Annotated in this window: 1 pseudogene; it reads left to right on the top strand. The window is 69.4% G+C overall.

Annotation, left to right across the window (positions count from 1 at the left end):
• Window positions 1-23 precede the first annotated feature (23 nt).
• Window positions 24-886 (top strand): annotated as a pseudogene (locus tag IO40_RS36665) (IS5 family transposase).
• The last annotated feature ends 19 nt before the right edge of the window (window positions 887-905 follow it).

Raw genomic sequence — 905 nt, 5'->3', positions numbered from 1 at the left:
CTAGGCCGTTTCGTTTGGATCAGTTGGTCGTTGGTCAGGGTGTGCCGTTGACTGACGCGCAGTGGGCGCGGATCGAGCCGTTGCTCCCGGACCGGACGCCGAAGCGGGGTGGCCGCTGGCGTGACCATCGTGAGGTGATCGACGCGATCGCCTACAAGTTCCAGACCGGTACGCAGTGGGTGCACCTGCCGGAGAAGTACGGCAACTGGCGGGGTGTCTACAACCGGCTGCGGATGTGGGCCGTCGACGGCACCTGGGAGCGGGTTTTCACCGCCCTGGTGGCCCAGGCCGACGCCGACGAGGACGTCAGCTGGGCCGTCTCGGTCGACTCCACGATCGTGCGGGCCCACCAGCACGCGGCCGGGGCCCGTAAAAAGGGGCCCCGGCCGGCGAACCCGGCGACCACGCCATCGGCCGTTCCCGCAGCGGACTGACCACGAAGATCCACCTCGCCGCCGATGCCCGCTGCCGGCCCCTCGCGTTCGTCCTCACCGCCGGACAGGCCGGTGACGCACCTGCCTTTCCCGAGGTCATGGCCCGCCTGCGGGTCCCCCGTCGGCGAGGACGACCCCGCACCAGGCCGGACGTGGTCCTCGCCGACAAGGCATACTCCTCCCGCGCCATCCGCGAACACCTGCGCAAGCGCGGCATCCGGGCCGTGATCCCCGTCCCCGCAGACCAACGCCGCCACCGGCTCCGCCGAGGCAGCCGAGGCGGCAGACCACCAGCCTTCGACCGCGAGACCTACAAACAGCGCAACACCGGCGAGCGGTGCATCAACCGCCTCAAACAGTGGCGAGGCATCGCCACCCGCTACGAGAAAACCGCCACCATCTACCTGGCCGGACTCCACGTCGCGGGCATCTTCCTCTGGTCCGCCCGATGATCCAAACGAAACTGCCTAG

It is taken from the genome of Streptomyces albus subsp. albus (assembly GCF_000725885.1).
GTDB lineage: Bacteria > Actinomycetota > Actinomycetes > Streptomycetales > Streptomycetaceae > Streptomyces > Streptomyces albus.
The sequence above is the reverse complement of the archived record's forward strand: the minus strand, read 5'-3'. Positions and strand labels throughout refer to the sequence as shown.